This is a genomic window from Halorhabdus salina (genome assembly GCF_013839425.1).
Lineage (GTDB): Archaea > Halobacteriota > Halobacteria > Halobacteriales > Haloarculaceae > Halorhabdus > Halorhabdus salina.
Map to the genome: position 1 here is coordinate 1 of NZ_JACDNP010000008.1, position 20264 is coordinate 20264.

Below are 20264 nucleotides of genomic sequence, written 5' to 3' on the forward strand. Positions count from 1 at the left end.
CCATCCTAAAAATTGAAAGAACTGTCCAAGACGTGTTTCTGCGATAAGCCGTCCCATGTTTGAAAGTGTATGATTAAGAGGTTCTAGTGGTTCCTTGACGTTATTTGAGTCTAACTACACTGCATATTGCATGTATAGATTATAAATACCTTATCAACTCAGAGCAGATTTACCTTTTTCGTCGCTGCGTTCGGTAGTAAGCACTGGTCACGTGATTGAGCTCTACATTGCTGATTTCGTCGTTCTCCCAATCCGCTTTCGCTTCATCGAGCTCTTCTTCTGATATTCGTCCGTTGACATTTTTATCATAGTCTGCAGCGATGGAGTCAAAGCTGTAAATAGGTTCGAAGACAGGTGAGTTCACACGGACACCATTTTCTCCGTCAAGATACAACTCGAATTCGACACCTGCTCCTTTATCACCTTGATACCATACCGAATCCGTGAGTGCTTGTTCCCTCAGATATTGACGACCATACTCAACATCACCGGGTGGGTTGCTGACTAATTCTCCAGTTCCACCAAACTCACCCTCGCCACAGGCGATGCGTACGACTGATGGGTCCGAGTCATCTGGAGATGGATCTTTCAGGCGGAAATCTTTGTAGAACCCCCATGCCTGTTCAACGCGCTCTCCATGAATGATCTCGTACTGGGTGGCATCGGTATAACTTTCGTGAATCCAGTACCCGTCAGGCTTTTCGGCTCCGTTAAAGACCAAATAGTCCAAAATAATGTCTGAGCCTGCCATTAGAAATCCTGGAGCGAAACCACCTGCCGGGATCGGCGTTTTTGGGATCGCAGACACACCAACAGCTGTAGCTAAGAGTTTTCCATAGCCAGGATTGTACTCGGATTCCCGATCGACTGGTCCGATCCCCTTCTTGTTCGAATCCCCTTTCGGACCCAAGTGCTCTACGGACTCTGGGCAGTCAATGTGTAAGAACTGCCCGCCGATCCCGTCTGACTGGACAGTTCTGTCGTTACGAATCGAACAAAACCCTGACCACGACATCGAAAACGTGTGCTCGTGTGTGTCAGGATCGTACCCCTCGTACTGGAGAACCGCACCCAGTTCGTAGTTTCGCGCTGTGCGCCCTCGCTTCTGGTTTCTATCGTGTTTGCCAACAGCCCAACCGGGAGTTTTTGGTTCAGTCGTTGGCGTGTCATCGGCAGCTGCGGTCGAGGCAAGTGCATTCGCAGTCACCGCCGCTGTAGAGACAGCTCCGATCCCCTTTAGAATGGTCCTCCGACTGAACTTGCTGGATTCTCCAGTCGAAGAATGAGTCTGTGTCTGGGACGGCTTCGATACATCCGTGGTCTCTCTAATGTCTTCAGGCACGTGGGAACACCACGCTCGCAACAATACCTATAGTTGCATTCACATTATTTGGTGAAACTATTTCGAACCGGTGGGGGAGGACTTCACCATTTGAGCCCGGACTCAGGTTGTGGGGGTGCCCACCAACAAATACATAACTAAAAAATACAAATATATAATGTATTATATTCATTAGATACTTATCCATCACAGAGACAACAGGGAGACATGCCCTCCAGCTGCGAACTTGACAACGTACTCTCGAAACGGTCACATCATCTACAAGCGTTAATTGAACAGCCTCGGCCAAAATCTGAGCTCGAAGACATCGTCGAATGTTCCCGATCGACGCTAAACCGTTCACTCCGTGAACTCGCCGATGTGGGACTCGGCAAATACGAAGACGGTATCTGGAAACCGACATTGCTCGGCCGATACAGTTACCAAGCTAGAGCAGACTATCGAGAGCGTTTGAGGAACCTCTCAGAGGCTGCATCCTTGCTTCAAGACCAATCATATGAATGCTCTCTCAGTAGCCAGTTCCTCGAGGGGGCGGAAGTTCACACCGCCGAGTCGTCAGTTCCGGACGCAGTCCTTCAAACGCTATTTGACTTCGAAGACAGTTCGAAAAAAGTGTGTGTCGCTACACCGACTCTCACGACTGGCTTTGCCAGACAGATTCACCATCACGTTGTCGACGGTGCGATCGAATCGCTCGAAATAGTATTCACAGAAAAACAGCTCGAAAAGATTCGTGCATCGTTTCCAGAATTCATTCCAAATTTACTGGGACACACCGGAGTGGATCTATTCCGTAGCTCGATTCCGTTTTCCTACGGTATCTGGCTCGTGGACTCGATCAAAGCAGCAGTTGTCATCTTCACCGAACAGGGGGTTCGCGGAGTCTTAGTCAATGAAAAAGAAAAATCAGTAGAATGGGCGACTACGCAATATGAGCAGGTGAAACACGGGGCCGAAGGAATTGAGAACGTCTGGGAGCGAACCGTCCCTCGCTCCCTTTGATAGTACAACTATAGATTGAGTTGGCTTTCCTGTTCGTCGTCTCGATTTGCACCCTTCCTGCTGCCAATTCTGGTAGGTTTCTGTCGCCGAGGACTTCGCCTCGATATCCAACTCGTCGATCTTGCGAACGGCATCGTCAATCTCATCGAACGAGTCGATGGCGTCACTGTCGGCTGCCCGGGCGACGCCTTTACGGAACCCTATCTCTTTCTCACCGTCTGCCACCAGTTCCCTTGCCGGTCCGTGACTCTTGGCCAGCACTTCGACCGCGTCGTCGCCAGTCGCTTCTATCACTTCCTCGTAGGCTCGTCGCTCGCTCGCATCCATCGCGTTGGTCCGTCGCAGGGCCGTCGAGAGTTGCCCATCCGACAGCTCACCGCGTTTCCAGGCTCTGAGTTGTCCGCCTGTTACGTCGTCGAACTACACTAACGCGATGCTGCTTCTCGAAAGTAGGTCAAGAGAGTCAAAGAGAAGCGTCAGTGATAGCGTTTTGTCTTCGCCAGCGAGAGACCTAACTGCTCGGCAACCTCCTCACACGGCTGGTCTTCGTGTCCACATTGCTTGGGTGGCTCGGTCACTGCCATGAAGACACCCCCTGAATCGAGTTCCTCGACGTAGTACGCCGGTGCCGAGAGGACTTGCTCCCGACCGATCGCTTCGACCGTTTCCTCCCGGAAAACGTTGTACTCGTGCAGTGGCGGACGCGTTCGATCGGCAAGTTCTTCGACCGTCTCGTCATCTCCGATTGCGAGGCCACCGCGGCGGCCAAAGCCCCATTTTGGGTCGAAGATATTCGCTGCAAACTGATGGATCTTGGCGAAATTGTTCCGATATTCTTCAACTTTTTCTTGGTGCTCTTTGATATCAGTGTCCTTGAGTGCATAGATCCACGTTGTGAAAGTCAGATATGGTGTTAATTCGTATTTGGGGAACCCAAGACCATCCTTATCAAATGAGGCTGTTACATTATCCCATTCTGTCGATATTTTCACGCGAAACGATGGTTCCTCGGTTGCCAATTGTGCAGCTTCTTCAGCTATTTCACCGCAGCTGCTCTTTTTTTCTTCACACTCCAAATCTAATCCAATACTATTGAATTCATCCGATATTTTCAGATATCTCTCCACTTCTCTAAAGAATGATTTGTAGGTGTCATACGATGGTTCTGTATCGAATATATATGCAATTTGTATCCAGTCGTAATCTCTCATCATTTATCCTATCTGGTTATGATCGTGTTCGCACTTTCATCTATAACCTGAATCGACACGTCGGCGTTACTCCATTCGCTGGAAGTCGCAATTTTATTTTCCCATTTCTCGATCTGAGACTTTACTAGGCTTTTATCGCCTATCTTGTTTGCCCGGATCTCGAGAGTATTTCCATCGAGCTTCACATCTGAATGAGACCGCATGGCACTTAACTTTCCTTCAAATTGGCTGGCTATCTCATCCTTCTGATAGCCAAACGAACCCTTAGATTCGACGATTTTGCCGGACTTAACCTGAATATCTAGCTCTCCAACTTGGTCCTTCCCGTCGTAGACTTCAAGATTCATCCGCTGGATATTCCCAGCCCCGATTTCGTCGGCCCGGCGCACTTCGTCGAGGGCACCACGGATGTTCCCAGAGACTCCAGCATTCACAAAGTCATCGACAGGACCGCTTTTCAGGCCGTCGATCCCGTCGAGATTGTCGGCATGTTTGGCGAATTCGGCGACCTCGTCAGCGTCGGCGTACCCCGCATCGACGTGTCGCGCGGCGGCCGTGCGGAACGCATCGGCCGCGTCGATGTCGAGGTTGAAAACGTGCTGAAGTCCGTCGTCGTCTAACTCGTTGACGAGCTTGACCCCGGCCCCGTCAGTCTCGTCGACTAACTCTCTGGCCCGGACGTTCGCCTCGCCATCCAGATCATCTATCTTGCGAACTGCATCGTCGATCTCATCGAACGAGTCGGTCGCGTCACTGTCGGCTGCTCGGGCTATCGACTCCCGGAAGTCCATGTCCACACCGCCGTCAGTCATCACGCGCCGCGCCGGCCCGTCACTCTTGGCCATCACTTCTACTGCATCGTCGCCGGACACGCGCGCCATCTGTTTGTAGATCCGGCGCTCGGTGACACTCATCTCCTCGACGCGTCGCAACGCGGTAGTGAGATGCTCCGTTGAGAGATCGCCGTTCTCCCACGCCCGCAGGATTGCCCGCTCGGTCTCAATATCGTCAGAGAGTCGCAACAGCGCCGCCCGGCCGTCGGTGCCGAGTTCCTGTAGCGCCCGCTTGCCCGTCTGGCCGGTCGCCCGCACGACGCGGGTGGCCTTCGAGGCGGGCTTGTAGACGATCCCGTTGTCGTTGATCCACCGCCAGGTGTTGTCATCCAGATCGCGCAACTGTCTGGTCGTCCGCTGGCGGACGGCCAATCAGTCGCGAAATTCGCCAAAAGTTGGGTGCCAATCAGTTACTTCCCGATGCTGTCGATCCGATCACATAACTCATCTAACAGCGGTTCGACGTAATCGGAACCAGCATCGGAATCGTATTCGCGGATAGTATCGAGATATGTCTGAGCTCCGTCAGCGATAGCCACAGCGAGCTCTCGAGTCGGCGCGACAGCTTCCGGTTCGGGGAGTTTTGGCGATTGTTCGCCACGGTAATCCGGGTTCTCGACAGCCTCTTCGCTGTAACAGAACGCCAGATTTGTCCGGCCCTCGTCCACCGGTTCGAACACGAGATACATTGCGTCGATGTAATAGTCAAATACGTATCTCTCTTCGTCAAGGGCGGCTATGGCACCTTCAAGAAGCCCGATCACGTAGGGTTCGATGAAATCTCTGGTGTAAGCGTCGGAACTACCAAGGATGTATGTTTCCCCGACTTGCAGTCTAACACCGACCGAGACGTTGAAATTTCCTTTCTCAAACCCTCTTTGTGCCCGTTCGTCAAAGTCAATCACCAGTGAAACCTCGTTCATACCCAATCATCGGCCGGGAAAGACCATTTTTCTACTGCACTTCCAGACTTTGGATAACCTGTATGTATCGACCCATCGCCATTTACGATTACTTTCATACGCTCAACACCGTAGTCGTATCCATTATCTGATGGCTTGAGCGTGTACTGGATTCTATCTCCACGTCCGGGATCTCTTGATCCTTCTTCGACCGTTTCGTATATTAGCTCTTGTACGTCTTGGTCACTCATCTTGTCAGGCAACTCTTTCGTCTTCCCGTCAACTTCGATTTTGCGACCAGTCGGGAAGAACGAGGCGGCACCGGTGTCTTTTCCATTGGCCTGCTGTCGACGGACGATGTTTCCATTGACATGGCGACCCTCGATATGTTCTAAGCCACTTTCAATGTCTCCTGACTGTAATCGAATGACTTCTCCATCTCGCTTGGTCAACAGTCGAGTCTCGCCCAATTTGTCCTTCTGAGCAACATCCAACAGATCATCAGCCTCGATCGAATCATCGATCAACGCATCACTATCGCGCTGCTCAAGCATCTCGGAGAATCGACGGACATCCGCCGAATCCATGTCCCCGGCGTCGACCAACTCGTCCAGCCGACGGACGTGACTCGCGTCGAGATCACCCGCGGCATATGCCCGCCCGAGACTCCTTCCGACGTTCGGGTTCTCGGTGAACAGATCCGTGACGTCCCTGCCGTTGCTTGCCAAAGAGTCGATATCCCCGATCAACTCCTCCGCGTCGTCGAGCGATACCTCGCCGTCGGTAACCTCTCTTGACAGGACCGCGCCCACCTCCTCAACGTCGTCCTGGGAAATCGTCATCGAGGCGTCGTCGATGTCGTCCAGCACTTCATCGATCTTTCTGCAGGGACTGTTACAGACCTCGCCACGTCGGAGAAGTTCCAGCCCTTCGTCGTCGCTCCGTCTGACGATCCCGTTTGCGATCGAAAACTCGTCATCGGCCATCCCGTCGAATCGCCGCAACGTCGAGGCGAGTTCCCCCGTGTCGATCTCGCCGCGTTCCCACGCTCGCAGGATCGCCCGCTCGGTCTTGATCTGATCGGAAAGTTCTAACAGTGCCGCCCGGCCGTCGGTCCCGAGTTCCTGTAGCGCTCGCTTCCCCGTCTGGCCGGTCGCCCGCACGACGCGGGTGGCCTTCGACGCGGACTTGTAGACGATCCCGTTGTCGTTGATCCACTGCCAGGTGTCGTCATCCAGATCGTGTAACTGTCTGGTCGTCCGCTGGCGGATCGGTTGGGAGACCTCGCTCAAGCGGTTGGCTATCTGGCCGGTATCGACATCCACGTCGGGGAGTCGGCCATTGATTCGACCCGCAAGCGCCATCGTCCTCGTCGAGACGCCTGCCTTCAGCGACGCCCTCGCGCTCTTCAACGCCCGCATCGCCCGGCCGATGCGCGTGCTCGATTGGGAAAGGCGACCGACGATGGCGCTCGATCCTTTGTCGCCGATGGCCATCGAGATGCCGGACCCCGTCACGTAGCCCGTATACCAGCTCTTCCGGAAAGTGTCGTACTCGCTGTTACCCTTCAGGAACGGGTTGCGCGTCCGCTGTTTGTCTTCGATCTGTTCGGCCATCATCTCCGGAATCCGCGACACCACGCCCGGATTGTTCGTGATATAGCCGGCGAACTCCTTCATCTGGTTCGCGTTCTCGACGGGATGGAGCACGAGTTCGACAAGTTCGACGACCGCCTGCTTCCCGGAGGTCGTCACACCCGAGGAGAAACTCATGAGCGTGATGCCCTCGCGTTTTCCGACATCCCCCGGCAGCGGTGCGTTGCCGATCAATTTCGCGGTCTGTCCGAACGAATCCGCCCCGTGGAACGTCTGGACCTTCTTGTTGCCGTGGATGTCGTACGATTCGATCGTTACCGACGTGCCCGTGACGAAGCCACCGAGTCCGACCTGGATCTTCTCCAGCAAGCCTCGTTCGACATCGAACGAGACCTCATAGCTAAACTCATCCCGACCATCCCCTTCGATAATATATTGTTCCTCGCCTTTCTTTCGAAGGTAGGTACCAGCGAGTCCACTTGCATCAGCCGCTCGTAACGAGACATCGTAGGATGTCCGTCCGACGTCCTCCGCAACGATCGAGCGGACGATGACTGTCGGTGGCTCACTGTCGAATATCGCCGGCGCAAACTCGGTTGATTCGCCCTTCGAGACGTGCTCCGCTTCGTCGGAGAGCGTATCCCCGTCACTGTCGGCTTTGCGTGGGTGTAATTTGTTTATCCGCTCAGTCAGATCGTCGAGACCGTCGCCGTCGGTGTCCTCGGTGAATGGATCGGACGTGACTGTCTCCTGATCGAGGACGTCAGCGGCCGAAGATGGGTTCTCTTTGATTGCTTCGGCGTAGGAGTTCGCCTGGTCTACTGAGGACGCTATCGCGGTTTCCCACCCGTCACGCTCTTCGCGATCGGTCAACCCGTCGCCGTCGCTGTCGACCTTCGTCGGATCGCTGTCGAGTTTCCGGTACTCGACGTGAACCTGTGTCGTCGACCCGTAACTGACGTGTCCGCCGCCGCTGGTCACTGTCGAGACCGTTACGTTCTGGGAGATGAGCGGGCCGACCTCCGCCAGGTCGTCGATTCCGTCGCCGTCCGTGTCCGGGTCGTTGGGATCCGTCTCGATCGTCTGGTATTCCTCGTGAGCGTGTCCGATCGGAATTCCTTCCGTCTCGGCGACGTCCGGCAGCCCGTCTCCGTCCGAGTCCTCCGGGAGTTCCCCGGCGACCCGGGAGAAGACCTCCGGGAGGTCCGACGCGCTGTCGACGTAGTGGTACGTGCCGTTGGTTATTCCAGCGATATCGGAGAGTTTCGCCCCGTTGGCGCCGCCGAACCCGATGGCGTGGATCGTGATGTTCCAGTCGGCCGCCGTTCGGGCCTGAGACCGTCCGCCCGATCCCCGTCCGTCAGTCAACAGGATCGCTACCTTCGCCCGCGAGTCGTTACTTGCGCTTGCGAAATGCTGGTTCGCCTGAGAGATGCCGTTCCCGATGTTCGTTCCACCGTTGGCGTCCAGGCTCCGAACGCTCGCGTTGACCGTCTCGAAGTCGGTCGTGAGTGATTGGTCGACGTGTGCGGAATTATCGAAGTCCACGACACCGGCTCGATCCCCCTCGATGAGCCCGCCGACGAACTCGGTCCCAGCCCGCTTCCGGAAGCCATTGGGATCGTTGTCACCCATCGATCCCGACGAATCGATGGCGAACACGACGTCCACCGGCTGGGCAACACCGGCGTCACCGCGTTCCGGAGACTCGTGGGCTGTGACATCATCGATCCAATTCGAGACTGAGAACACGGCAAACGTCGAGAAGTGCTCGGTTTCGGCGCTGACAGTGTTGTTCTCGGGATCAACCGTCGAGTTCAACGGAACGTACAACTGTTTCTCGGGGTCGTACGTCATCACCGCGAGGTCCGACTCGTTTTCCGCCGCCCGCAACGTTTCGTCGTACTCGATCGTAACGGTCGCCGACTCGAAATCCCGGTCGGACTCGATCTCGACGATCTCCGAGACGCTCATGTTCGCGACGCGATCGCCTCGGGCGAACGGTTCGGTCTGCTCGCCGACCGTCACCCCATCTGCCAGATTCCCCTGTCCGGTCAGGTCGACGCGGACGCCGACGCTCTCGTTTTTCGTCGTGCTCGTATAAGTTTCGTTACCATCAACAGTCCCGTCGTCGTCCGTATCCGGATCGGTCGGATCCGCCGGAAGTGCGAGTTCGTCACCGTCGGCAAGCCCGTCCTCGTCGGTATCGGCGACTGTTGGGTCCGTGCCGTGCGTCACGATTTCCGCACGATCCGAGAGACGGTCCCGATCCGTATCGTTTGTCATCGGGGAGGTCCCGTTTTCGATCTCTGCGGCGATCGGAAGTCCGTCGTCGTCGACATCTTCGTTCGGATCCGAGACTCCGTCCCAGTCAGTGTCGGCGAGCACAGGATTGGCCCACTTGTAGAGCCGTTCCTCGACGTCAGTGAGGCCGTCCTCGTCCGTGTCGACGCTCGTCGGGTCGCTGATGGCCCCGACGACCTGCATCGACTGGCTCCGCGCCGAACCGTTCGCCGGGAGGAAGTAGACCTCCCGGTGATCCACGACGCCGTCGCCGTCGGTGTCGTTGCTCGTCGGATCCAGGGATACTTCCCTGCCTTGCCCGATCGGCAATTTGAACGACGCGTGTTCGACGTAGTTCGGCAGCCTGTCGTCGTCGGCGTGTCTGAGCAGACGGACGTCGGCCATCTCGGCCTGGGCACCTTCCGAACCCCGGACGCTCAACGTAATCTCCTCGCCGGCGAACTCGGTCGCAGGGAACCGGAGGGTCGTCCAGGTGCTCCGATTGAACGTCGTCCGGCGAGTTCGATTGTTGTCGTCGTTGTATGCGACGAACGTCCCTGTCGCGTTGTCGGCCCCAGTCACTCGGACCGCTGCCGCGATCTGCGTCCGGTTGTCCGCCGGCACGTCGATCGACCAGATCGGTGTCGTCTCCCCCTCGGGGTTTGTCTCCGGCCCGACGCCGGTCGTCTCCGCGAGCGCGGTGACGCCGGCGTCAGTTTCGTGTTGCCACTTTACGGATCCGTTCGGCGCGATCGCCGTGACCGTTCCCTTCGGATCAATGAATTCGGACTTGTTTCCGACTGAGGCGCGCTTCGTGACAGTGTACTCGTTACCGCCACCGAAGGAATCGACGATCGTGACGTTGACCTCGTATTCGCCCGGTTCGGTGTATGTGTGGGACGTCTGTGCCCCTTCGACGGTTTCGACCGTTCCGTCACCGAAGTCCCACGTGGTCTCGACGATCGAGTCACTCCGCCCGGACTCGTTGGTCATCGAGGCGAACGTGATAGACTCGCCAGGCCGAGCGATCGACGGCTGTACCGAGACCTGCGGATTGACGACGCGGATCGTGACCGGATCAGTTTTCGCCGTCAGGTTGGCGTCCTGTGCACGGACGGTCACGACGTAGGTACCCGCCGGAACGCTACCCAATCGGAACGTCAATTCGCCACCCGGAAGTGACAGCGTGCCGTTGTGGACGGATTCACCGTCCGTCGTCGTGACGTCGAACGTCACGTTGCGCTGGGCGTTCGACTCGATTTGTAACTCGATCGGTTCACTCCGGGTGAATTCGTTCGGCGGCGCACTGACGTTTAGCATTGGATCGCCGACCGACTCGATCGTGATCCGTTCCGTTTTGGCAGTCAGATCACCTTCCCGGGTGCTTAGCGTCGCGACGTACTCGCCAGCACCCAGACCGGGGATCGTCAGTCGCGTGGTCTGTTCTTTGACGCTGACGGACGTATTCACGACTGTCTGGCCACGAGCGGTCGCGACTCGCAGCTGTCCGTCGGCTGTCCCGTCAGCGCTATAGTCCAGCGTCAGGTTCTGCTCGGTCGTGAGTTCCGTCTGGAGCGCCTGGATCGAAAGCCCCGTCGGCGCGGATCCGTCAGACTGGCTGACGGTAATCTGCTCGGTTGTGTCACGCTCGTCGCCCTCGAGCGCCTCGAGAACCACCACGTATTCGCCGGCGGTCACGTCCTCGATCGAGAGCCGCGTCGATTGGTTGCTGGCGGTGACCTCCTGCTGGAGAACCGTCTGATCGTTGGTCGTTCGAACAGTGAGAGCAGCCTCAGTCGGCTGACTGGCAGAGTATCGGATCACGAGTCCCTCGGCGGTCGTGACGTCGCGGTCGACAGCCTGCACCGAGAGGTCGGTGTTGTTCCCGTCCTCGATACCGGTAACCGAGATCTCTTCCGTCGAGTCACTCGCGTTGCCCGACTTTGCCTCGATGGTAGCGACGTACGTCTCGGCGCTCAGGTTCGGCACAGAAAGCTGTGACGTCTGCGTTGTCGCCGTTACGGACCGTTCGAGCAACATTGAGCCGTCAGTTTCGCTGAGACGTAGCGTCGCGTCTACCGCTTCCTCCGCGGAGAGCTCTAAGATGAGTGTCTCCCCCGCCGTAATATTTCGATCGGCAGCCTGCACCGAGATCTCGATCGTTCCCGTCGAGGTCGAATCCTCAACCGTGATCGTCCCCGTCGAGTCGTTGGAAACGCTTCCCTCCGCTTCGATCGTCGCGACGTATTCTCCAGGCTGGAGCCCCGAAACAGAGAGTTGCTTCGGCTGTGTGATGGCTGTCACCGATCGCTGCAACAGCACTTGCCCGCTCGTGGTCTCGAGCTCTATCGTCCCAGCGGTTTCACCCTCCGCGGAGAACTGGAGAGTCAGACCGTCGTCCGGGGTAATGTGCTGTTCGATCGCCTGAATCGAGACTGTGGTTTGATTGGCAGACTCGTTGCGAAGTGCGTTCCCAGTGCCGGCACTGAGTTTGGAAAGAGGCGGTTGGTCAGACGATGTGGATCTTTCCCGGACAGCAGGGCGAACCTGGGTCTGTGACGTCGACGTATCGGTCTCAATCTTCTCGGCTGTATCGTTCCGTTCGGCGTTCGGATCGTACACTGCCCCGGTTTCCGATCCGACGTAGACCGTTCCGTCAGTCCCGACCGTCAGATCGCTGACCGTCGTCTGCGCGTTCAACGGTAGCGTCGTTCGGGTGCGGACCGATCCCGTTTCGGGATCCAACCGGATCAGATCTGGTCTCACTCCTTCGTCAGTCACATCGGTGGCGTACACCGTCCCGTTCGGTCCGAACGCGATCCGGGACACACCCCCGTCAATCGGTGTCGACCACAACGTCGTGCCGTTCTCGGTACCGACGCTCCAAACGCCGGTCGACGTTCCGACGAAGAGACGGTCGCCTCGCTGCTGGAGAGCATTAATGTAGCGGGCCTCGAGCCTCGTCTCCCAACGGGTGAGTATACTGTCGTTTTCCCCAACCTGGGTCGGCGTTTCGAGTGCTGTCCTGTTCAATCGAACAAGCCGCGTCGGTTCGCGTCGGCTTTCGAAGTAGAGCCCGGCGTAGATCCCACCGTCAGTGCCCTCCGTGACAGTGTCGATGTTGTAGTCGGACACGTGCTTGCTGAAGTGAATCAGTGTCCAGGGACGGTACCCGCGTTCGGCGTCGACCAGGGTGACATTCCCCCCTCGATCCCCGGTGGCCGCCGCGACGACACTCCCGGAATGTGCGGTTGTGAGAGTGTGAATATGTCGCTGGAATTCGACGCGTTCACTCCGTGACCCGTCTACCCAATCGAACTGGGAGACGACGGACGTCTCGTCTGTCGCTGCGTATACCGTCCCGTTAGGATCGGCAGCGATAGCGGTCTCCCCGTCACTGGCGAGCGAGCGATTCCAGACTGTCTCGCCGCTGTCGGTCGTGACTTTCCGGAACGTCCCGTTGTCGGTACCGACGTAGACACCTTCGGGGTTCTCAGGTGCGATCGTGTCGGGTCGTGGTATCCGGATAGACTCGTTCCAGGTTGTCTCGTTCAGGACGGTGAAAACGCCGAGTGAGGATACTGTCGCGTTCGCACGCAGAGACTGCTCGTCGACGGTCGTCCCGACACGTTGCCAGCCGCTGGCCATCCCGTTCGCGTTCCAGTGATAGATCGCCAAGTCGTCGAAATCAGACGCGTTCACCGAACTGGAAAGCGGCAGCGAAACCGTCGGATCCCCGGACGGCTGGTTTTCGGTCGAGATCCGGACGGTCGGGCTCACACTGGGAAGGTCGTGACCTCCGTCGCTTGGATACGGAGAGATCGTGACGTTCTCGTCGCCGAACTCGGATCCAGGGAACGACACGAAGGTCCCGGCCTCTCCGCGGACGACGGTTTTCGGATGTCTGTCACGCACTCCGCTGTGCGATCCTACCGGCCGTTGATCGAGTACTCTGTTCGTGGAAGTCCCCTCTCGCGGTGACTCATCCCCACCCAGTTGTGAACCGACGACGCTGGATGCACGGCCCTCAACTGGAACGGATGAGTCAGATCCGTCTGGTGAACTAGCAGTATACGCACCGAACACCGGAGTCGTCACGAGCGACAGTGTGATCAGTACGACCAGTAGCCGGTAGCAGCCCTGCCTCATAAATATTCATCCAATGACCATTCCACAAATATATTTTGATATTGGCTAACAGCTATAACCTTATATTTATATACGCGTCTCTTGCCAGATCCCGGCCTGGCCCTGGCGGACGGACGTGAGTACCAAGATGATCGAGAGACTCTGGTCGTGTATACCCGACGATCAGATCGTCGACGTTCGAGGGCCCCCAACTATACGAAGAATCAGGATTGAGAGTAGAACACGTGAGGCCGAGGACCTCCGAAATGAGCCAGTAGAACGTCTTCCACCTGTCGACAGTGCCATCATTCTGTCAAACGATGCCCCCACTTCAGTCCCCGAAGTTCAGGGCCCGGTTTTAGTAGGGGGCCGCCACAGGTCGAGATATGGAGTTCGTTACGACAGAGACGGTCCCAGGCGAAGAGATCGATGAATCGCTCGGTATCGCCCGCGGCAACACGGTCAAGGCCCGCAACGTCGGGCGGGACATCACCCAGAGCATCCGCAACATCACCGGCGGCGAACTGAAGGCCTACTCCGAACTGCTGACCGACGCTCGCGACGAAGCCATGGAGCGGATGGCAGAGGACGCCCGTTCGATGAATGCCGATGCCATCGTCAACATCCGCCTGGAGAGTTCCGAGATCGCAAACGGCGGCTCAGAGGTCATCGCGTACGGCACCGCGGTCACGCTCAAGTAACGCGGAACGCAGCCGACGAATGGTCGAACGAACTGATCCCGGCAGCGTTGGCGTCGTCGCCGGTCGCGTCGTCGGCGCCCTGACGGTCGTCCTCACGGTCGCCGTCATGCTAACCCACGAAGAGGGGTTCTACCGGGCGGTGCGACTGCTGCTGGCCGGTCTGGAGAGTGACTTCGAGGTCCCGGTCTGGGTCCTGTTCTGGGGGAACGTCGCGCTCGTTGCGATCGGCCGATACGCGTTCTGTTACGTGCTGGGATCGCTACTGGGCGTCGCCTACGACTGGCTCGACCGGCCTGCGATTAGCACCCTGGTCGTGGTCGTAGCGCTGATCGGGATCGTCGACGGCATCTACGGCGGCTTTGGTGCGAAAAGCGTCCTCGTCGGTGCGGGGTATCTGCTGGCCTGGCTCGCGTACGTGCCCGTCTTCGCCTGGTTGCTCGAAGAAGCCCCGGACGAGGAAGGGCCGGTTCGACTTGAGTGATCAGGACCGCAAGCGTCGAATCCGCTCCTCGGTCGGCGGGTGCGTCGAGAAGATCTTCGACAGCAGGCTGCGTTCCTCACTTTTGATACAGAGGGCGCTGGCCTGTTCGTCGACCCGACTCTGGGAGTGATCGGCGGAGTTGATCTTCTCTAGTGCGCGTGCGAGCGGTTCGCCGCCCGTAATCTCGGAGGCGTCACTGTCGGCGACGTACTCGCGGTACCGCGAGATCGCCATCACGAAGATCGTTACGATGAACTGGACGATGTTGCCGACGACCATTGCCATGATGAAGTCGCCGAAGTCGTTGTCACCGGCGAAGAGGACGGCGAACTGTGCGACCAGGGCGACGATCGAGGCGATGCCCTGGCCGATCACCATCATCACGACGTCGCGATTCCGGATGTGGGCGAGTTCGTGGGCGAGCACGCCTTCGAGCTCCTCGTGGTCGAGCATGTGGATGAGTTCCGACGAGACGACGACGACGCCGGCTTTCTTTCGACCGACGGCGAAGGCGTTGGGCACGCCCATTTCGGCGACCATCACCCGGGGCTTGTCGATGCCCATTCGGTCGCTCATCCGCTCGATCGAGCGGTGGATCTCGCGGAAGCGAGGGTCATCTTCGGGCATGTCTTCGGCCCCGACGCTCCGGAGGGCGGCCCACTTACCGATCTTGTACTGGACGCCGACGAAGGCGACGCTGCCGAGCAGGATTACGCCGAGGATGGTGGTCCCGCCACCGAAGGCGGCATAGAGAGCGAGCGCCACCACGGCGTAGAAGCCAAACAGGATCGACCCGACGACGGCCATCCTGAACTTCAGGCCTGGATGTTTCATGGTAGCCCTCGATAGCCCGTGAACACTCATAAACTTCCTGGCATCGAGAGACGAAGTCCGAAGGGCGTCCGGAGTCTACGAGGACGAGTCACGGACTGGAAACCGAGAGAAGTGAACGCGATCTATTCCAGCAGCGACTCGCCGGTCATCTCGGCAGGTGCGTCGAGGGCCAGCAGTTCCAGCAACGTCGGCGCGATGTCACACAGCGAGCCACCCGACCGGACCGTGTGGCCGCCATCGTCGCCCGCAGCGGTCAGGTAGACGATCGGCACGTCGTTGAGTGTGTGGGCGGTGTGGGGATCGTCCTCGGTTCCGAGGTCGTCGGCGTTGCCGTGGTCGGCGGTGATGAGAATGTCCGCCCCCGCCGCCTGGACTGCCTCGACCAGTCGGCCAAATTGTTCGTCGACAGCCTCGACCGCGGTTACCGTCGCGTCGAAGTCGCCGGTGTGGCCGACCATATCGGGGTTGGCGTAGTTGAGCACCATCAGATCGGGATCGTCACTCTCGATATACTCGATGGCTGTGTCGGTGACCCCTTCGGCGCTCATCTCCGGCTGTTCGTCGTAGGTGGGGACGTCCGGACTCTCGACGATTTCCCGTAGTTCCCCCTCGAACTTGACCTCGCGACCGCCGTTGAGGAAGTACGTCACGTGGGGGTACTTCTCGGACTCGGCGAGCCGGAGTTGCGTGCCGCCAGCCTCAGAGACAACCTCGCCCAGCGTGTTCTCGGGCTGGTTGGGCGGGTAGGCCACCGGGAGATCGAACGTCTCGTCGTACTGCGTCATCGTCACGTAGTGAGTCTCCGGTGGCGAGGTTTCGAAGTCCCAGTCCGGGTCGATCGAGTTGAGCATCCGCGTCAGCTGGCGGGCCCGATCCGACCGGAAGTTGAAGAAGATGACTGCGTCGCCGTCTTCGAGTGTTGCGCCGTCCTCGATCAGCGTCGGCTCGATAAACTCGTCGGTCGTGTCACGGTCGTAGGATTCCTCTGTCGCCGTGACAGGATCAGGTGCCGAGAACTCGGCTTCGCGGTGGACGATCGCGTCGTAGGCCTTCTTCGTGCGCTCCCAGTTCTGGTCGCGGTCCATCGCGTGATACCGGCCCGTCACGGTCGCGACGTCGCCGGTGCCGTTCTCGGCGATGACGTCCCGCAGTTCCCGCAGGTAGTCCGCGCCGCCGGTCGGCGAGGTGTCCCGGCCGTCCATGAACGCGTGCGTGACGGCCTCGACGCCGTTGTCGGCGGCCATCTCGATCAGCGCGTGGAGGTGCGTCTGTCGCGAGTGGACTCCGCCATCGCTGACCAGGCCCATGAAGTGGACCTGCCCGTCGTTGTCCTTGGCGTACTCCATCGCCGCCAGTAGGTTCTCGTTCTCGAAGAACGCGCCGTCCTCGATATCGTCGGTGATTCGCGTGGTGTCCTGCTTGACGACGCGACCGCCGCCGATGTTGAGGTGGCCGACCTCGCTGTTACCCATCTGCCCTTCAGGCAGGCCGACACGCCGGCCTGATGCGTCAAGGCGATTGTGCGAACCGCTGTCCCAGTATTCGTCGAAGTTCGGCGTGTCCGCGGCCTTGACCGCGTCGCGGGCGTTTTCGTCGTCGTTGAGACCCCAGCCGTCGAGGATAATCAGTCCTGCGTCCATATCCGGGAGAAGAGTCCCGAGCGTAATACCTTTTGATATTTGCCGGGAAATCACTCCACGTTCCCACGCACGTCCACTGATTAAGCATTATAATTCAGGAGATGATCCGCCTCGGGGAACGTCTCGTGGTACCCGACCGATTTTTGTTTGCGTGCCCGAAAGGGCGCCCAATGACGCTGGACCCAGTGCACGTCGAGGGGATAGCCCGCCTGGCGGGTCGGCTCGGCGATCGCGTCGAAGATGCTGACCACCAGGACCTCGCCGAGACGGCCTGGAGTGACTTTCTGGACCCGCTCTATCGGGACGGCGACGCCGTCATCGAACCACTCGATGGCCAGTTTCGCCGCGCAGCGCCACTCCCCGACGTAGCGTTAGCGGAGCGCCCCTTCGAGACCCAACATGGACTTGACTCGGGGACGATCAACCCGACGACGTTCAAAAACGGGCTGGTACTGGATGTCGCCCAGGCCGCCATGGCCGGCGTGCCCTCGGATCTCGATCTCCATCGCGAGCGGACCGTTGTCGTCAGTGCCCACACCAACGACCAGCGTGAGTCCCTCGGCCAGGACGAATGGGGAGAGGACGATGATGGGTATACGCACACCCGCCTGCTCGAAGTCCCGCGCGTCGACCGGTACGCCCAGACCGTCGTCCACGCCCTGGCGCTGTACCTCGCCGAGAGTCATCACGCACTCGAACACGCCAGCAAGGTCGAGGATCTGCTGATTCTCGACGGGCCGATCTACCCGACTGGCCTGCTCGCCTGGGCCGACCGCCACCCCGAACTCGCCGATCTACTCGAAGGGGACAAACAGCCGCGGGATGTCGTCGAAAACTACGTCCGACTGGTCGAACGCTTCGTCGATCGGGACATTCCACTGGTGGGATTCGTCAAGAACAGCGCCGCGAACGGCCTGATCCGGGCGATCAGGGAACAGGCAACCGCCCCCTGGGCCAACGACAACGCCTTCTTCGAACACGTCCTCTCGCGGATCGAATCGGGCGACCTCCAGACCGACGCGATCACCTACACCAACTGGTTTCATTCGCGAGTCGGGACCGATCGGCCACTCTCGACGGCCGGTGACGCACTCGGGATCGACCGCAACCTCGACCCGGACGCCTACGAAGTGACGTTCTTCGCCCTGTTCGACCCACGCGACGAACTGGTCTACCGGGTTGAGGCACCGTACGCCGTGACGCGGGAGCCAGACCGCCGGGAGCGACTGGCCCGACAGATCGTCGCGGACGTGGCCGCCGAGCGTGGGCCACCCCTCGCAGTCGCCAAGGCCGACGAACTCGCCAGGATCGGCGTGACGGGCAAAGAACAGTTGCGCGAACGCATCGGGCAGGAGTTCGACAGCGACCGGCAGCGTTCCTATAACGACCGCCGCTGGGGGGCTGAATACGAGACGGACGGGCCAGTTACCGAATCCTGAAGCGGACGACCAGGACAACCGAGTCCGAAGAAATACAGACACAGCAGCGCGAAGCCGAACGGACAGGTTCTCCGGCATTGCTATCAGATTACTGTCCCGTAGCGGGTCGAAACGACTGCAGTTCAGCTATAATATCCGTCAGTTCGATTATGAAATCTTCGTGAAGAAAGATTGAATACACAGCAAAAACAACTATTAACCATGACAAAAGAGTGGAAGTGCACCCAGTGTGGCAACTTACAAACCCGGACGATCGTCACCCACGTTAGTGAGGGCGCCCCCGAGGAGTGTGAGATCTGTGGAAACGACGAGTTCGAGGAGACGACGATGGGGGGGACGCACTCGATGTTGGATACTGTCTTGCCCTGAAACGTGAGAAGGGAAGCCTGATCGAAGCACAGGCCGCCTCCAAACGTGGCGCATCCATTCGGAGAGTGATTGCTCTCGTTTCCGAGTCGCTATATACTGATCAATATCACTCACGAGTGAACCGAGCCGTCGGTATCGTTCGGGAGAACATCGGAGGATACGATACCCGGGTATACCCCTATTATAAACCTCTTTAGTCAAATCTGCCTCCTTCTACGTTGATGACGCGAGATTCGACGCGTCCGGACCGTGCATCACGACGGAAATTCCTCATCGCCGCTGGTTCGCTCGGCGTCGGCGTACTGGCAGGATGTAGTGGCGGGGGAAACACGACGACGGCCCAGCCAGCGGCCGACGACCAGCCGACGTCGACGCCCACCGAGACGGCGACGGCCACGGAAACGACGACCGAACAGCAGGCGGCGACCACCGAGGCACAGCAGAGCACGACGGCCCAGAAACAGGACACGACCACGTTGGAGGCTGGTGGCTCCTCGACGGTCTACCCAGTCGCCGAAGACGCGGCGGCCTACTGGAACGCCAACCGGCCGGCCGACGACACCGAGTACTGGCCACACGGCGAGTACGGCATCGACACGGATCTGAATCTCGCGGACTACTGGGCGAGCCTCTACGGGTTCGAACCCGACGATAATAACGCGCCACCGTTCCGATGGACTGTCGGTCTTTCCCACTCGGGGACCGGCGTCCGAAACGTCCGGGACGAGGTCTACGACATCGGCAACTCCTCGGGCAACGTCGAGGACGAGCTCCCCGAGCGGGACTCCTACGATCAGTTCGTCGATCACGTCGTCGCCGTCGACGGTCAGCCGCTCGTGGTCTCCGCTGAGATCAAAGCAGCCGGCGTCACGGGGATCACCGGCCAGGAGCTGAAGGATCTCTATAAGGGCCGGATCACAAACTGGAGCGAACTCGGTGGCCCCAACAAGGAGATCCGCGTGCTCGGACGCGTCCGTGACTCCGGGACCCGAACCGCGTTCGTCAGCAACGTCTTCGACAACCCGACCGAGGACACGCAGGTCGCCAACCGCTACGGCCAGAACCAGCGCCTCGCCCAGGCGGTCGCCCAGGCCGACAACGCTATCAGCTACCTCGCGCTGGCGTTCCTCGGTACCCAGAACGTCGAACCTATCTCCTTAGCGTGGGATGGCACGACTTACTCCTACCAGGACCCGGAGAACGGGCTGGACTCCCGTGAGTACCCACTCTCGCGGGACCTCCACATGTACACCTGGGAAGGGACCTCGATGAAGGAGGCCGCAGTCATCAATATGATGCTGCACCCCTTTGGCCAGGAGACGTTCGTCGCGCCGAACAACTACTTCACGCTGGGCGAGCGCCGCCTCGAAGAGGAGCGCGAGAAGCTCCCCGATCAGACCTGAGACCGCCCACCGTCATTGTCCACCACCGCAGTGAGCACGTCCAGAACTCGGTGTTTTCAGTCCATCACGATGGGAGACAGTTTGATACGAACGGTTCGGCG

The 20264-nt window shown here is 58.8% G+C and carries 14 protein-coding genes; 6 read left to right on the plus strand and 8 right to left on the minus strand.

Annotated elements, in window-relative coordinates; all coding sequences use genetic code 11:
* Positions 1 to 169: 169 nt before the first annotated feature.
* Positions 170 to 1342: a hypothetical protein gene (locus HZR20_RS10725; protein ID WP_181686654.1), complete on the minus strand. Its 1173-nt coding sequence runs from the start codon at positions 1340 to 1342 to the stop codon at positions 170 to 172.
* A gap of 207 nt (positions 1343 to 1549) precedes the next feature.
* On the opposite strand from HZR20_RS10725, the gene HZR20_RS14885 reads away from it, so the two are divergent.
* Positions 1550 to 2344: a helix-turn-helix transcriptional regulator gene (locus HZR20_RS14885; RefSeq protein WP_449272333.1), complete on the plus strand. Its 795-nt coding sequence runs from the start codon at positions 1550 to 1552 to the stop codon at positions 2342 to 2344.
* On the opposite strand, the gene HZR20_RS10730 is transcribed toward HZR20_RS14885, so the two are convergent.
* The 5 genes from HZR20_RS10730 to HZR20_RS10750 form a co-directional block, all read right to left on the minus strand.
* Entirely contained in the window at positions 2249 to 2671 is a 423-nt protein-coding gene (locus HZR20_RS10730) for a hypothetical protein (RefSeq protein WP_181686656.1), read from the minus strand. The genes HZR20_RS14885 and HZR20_RS10730 overlap by 96 nt on opposite strands.
* 149 nt (positions 2672 to 2820) lie before the next feature.
* A complete protein-coding gene (locus tag HZR20_RS14600) occupies positions 2821 to 3555 on the minus strand; it encodes a hypothetical protein (RefSeq protein ID WP_258560427.1) in 735 nt (244 codons plus the stop codon).
* 8 nt (positions 3556 to 3563) lie between these two features.
* Positions 3564 to 4730: a hypothetical protein gene (locus HZR20_RS10740; protein WP_181686657.1), complete on the minus strand. Its 1167-nt coding sequence runs from the start codon at positions 4728 to 4730 to the stop codon at positions 3564 to 3566.
* Positions 4731 to 4798: 68 nt separating this feature from the next.
* Complete coding sequence (locus HZR20_RS14605; RefSeq protein WP_258560428.1) at positions 4799 to 5311, minus strand: hypothetical protein; 513 nt, start codon at positions 5309 to 5311, stop codon at positions 4799 to 4801.
* Positions 5308 to 13083 carry a VWA domain-containing protein gene (locus HZR20_RS10750; RefSeq protein WP_181686659.1) on the minus strand — a complete coding sequence of 2592 codons (7776 nt, stop codon included), beginning with the start codon at positions 13081 to 13083 and terminating at the stop codon, positions 5308 to 5310. The genes HZR20_RS14605 and HZR20_RS10750 overlap by 4 nt, the downstream gene beginning before the upstream one ends.
* A 599-nt stretch (positions 13084 to 13682) precedes the next feature.
* On the opposite strand from HZR20_RS10750, the gene HZR20_RS10755 reads away from it, so the two are divergent.
* Entirely contained in the window at positions 13683 to 13997 is a 315-nt protein-coding gene (locus HZR20_RS10755) for a YbjQ family protein (protein ID WP_181686661.1), read from the plus strand.
* A 19-nt stretch (positions 13998 to 14016) separates the two neighbouring features.
* Positions 14017 to 14478 (plus strand): hypothetical protein, encoded by a 462-nt coding sequence (locus HZR20_RS10760; RefSeq protein WP_181686663.1) that lies wholly within the window; start codon positions 14017 to 14019, stop codon positions 14476 to 14478.
* On the opposite strand, the gene HZR20_RS10765 is transcribed toward HZR20_RS10760, so the two are convergent.
* Together HZR20_RS10765 and gpmI are read right to left on the minus strand one after the other, a co-directional pair.
* Positions 14479 to 15285 carry a M48 family metallopeptidase gene (locus HZR20_RS10765; RefSeq protein ID WP_181686857.1) on the minus strand — a complete coding sequence of 269 codons (807 nt, stop codon included), beginning with the start codon at positions 15283 to 15285 and terminating at the stop codon, positions 14479 to 14481.
* Positions 15286 to 15434: 149 nt separating this feature from the next.
* Complete coding sequence (gpmI, locus tag HZR20_RS10770) at positions 15435 to 16952, minus strand: 2,3-bisphosphoglycerate-independent phosphoglycerate mutase (protein ID WP_181686665.1); 1518 nt, start codon at positions 16950 to 16952, stop codon at positions 15435 to 15437.
* Positions 16953 to 17122: 170 nt separating this feature from the next.
* On the opposite strand from gpmI, the gene HZR20_RS10775 reads away from it, so the two are divergent.
* The 3 genes from HZR20_RS10775 to HZR20_RS10785 all read left to right on the plus strand — a co-directional run bounded on the left by HZR20_RS10775 (position 17123) and on the right by HZR20_RS10785 (position 20163).
* Positions 17123 to 18391, plus strand: coding sequence for a DNA double-strand break repair nuclease NurA (locus HZR20_RS10775; RefSeq protein WP_181686667.1), 1269 nt, complete (start codon positions 17123 to 17125; stop codon positions 18389 to 18391).
* 201 nt (positions 18392 to 18592) lie between these two features.
* Positions 18593 to 18760 carry a hypothetical protein gene (locus tag HZR20_RS10780; protein WP_181686669.1) on the plus strand — a complete coding sequence of 56 codons (168 nt, stop codon included), beginning with the start codon at positions 18593 to 18595 and terminating at the stop codon, positions 18758 to 18760.
* A gap of 221 nt (positions 18761 to 18981) precedes the next feature.
* Positions 18982 to 20163 (plus strand): substrate-binding domain-containing protein, encoded by a 1182-nt coding sequence (locus HZR20_RS10785; RefSeq protein ID WP_181686670.1) that lies wholly within the window; start codon positions 18982 to 18984, stop codon positions 20161 to 20163.
* The last annotated feature ends 101 nt before the right edge of the window (positions 20164 to 20264 follow it).